Raw genomic sequence first — 796 nt, forward strand, 5'->3', positions numbered from 1 at the left:
TTCAGGGGAAACACCCGTTCCCATCCCGAACACGATGGTTAAGACCTGAACGGCCGATGGTACTGCACTGGAGACGGTGTGGGAGAGTAGGTGGCCGCCAGATTAAAAAGAAAAAAAGAGAGGCAGAACCGCTGCCGAAGTTAAAAATAAATACCGGCAGAGAGGGACAACAATCCCTCAGCGCCAACCCATCCAGCAGGGCAGTGCTGTGGAAACTGGTATTCACCAGTGATTAGATATCCAGAAGGTTTCTTCTGAATATGTAATGACTGATGAAAGTCAGTCAGGGATGGAAGGGAGACCTTCCATGATGATGTACCTTGAAAACTGCATACAGAGAAAAAATCAATATCTTATATAACTTTGCGGGTTTGAGAGAATCCGTGAAGAGATACAAGACATCCGAGGAAATGTTATTAACAACATTGGATCCGAGAGGATCCCTTCGAAGGAAACGAAGTAAAAAAACGGTCTGTTGCCAGAACATGTAACGCTATACATGTGGAGAGGAGTTTCCATTCCCGTGGAAATGAATCGTCTGGTTATGCTGATAAGAGCGTATGGTGGATGCCTTGGCACTAAGAGCCGATGAAGGACGTGATAAGCTGCGAAAAGCTTCGGGGAGGGGCAAATACCCATCGATCCGGAGATCTCCGAATGGGGAAACCCGGCTGAGAAGACCTCAGCCATCCTTAACCCAATCCATAAGTTAAGGAAGGGAACCCGGTGAACTGAAACATCTAAGTAGCCGGAGGAAGAGAAAACAACAGTGATTCCGGAAGTAGCGGCGAGCGAA

2 rRNA genes are annotated in these 796 nt (G+C 47.4%); both read left to right on the forward strand.

Features of this window, described 5'->3' with window-relative positions:
• A 5S ribosomal RNA gene (gene rrf, locus B5F07_RS22210) occupies positions 1–103 on the forward strand; the annotation flags it as partial.
• Between the two features lie 437 nt (positions 104–540).
• Positions 541–796, forward strand: a 23S ribosomal RNA gene (locus tag B5F07_RS22215); the annotation flags it as partial.

This window comes from Lachnoclostridium sp. An169, assembly GCF_002160525.1.
Taxonomy (GTDB): Bacteria; Bacillota; Clostridia; order Lachnospirales; family Lachnospiraceae; genus Mediterraneibacter; species Mediterraneibacter cottocaccae.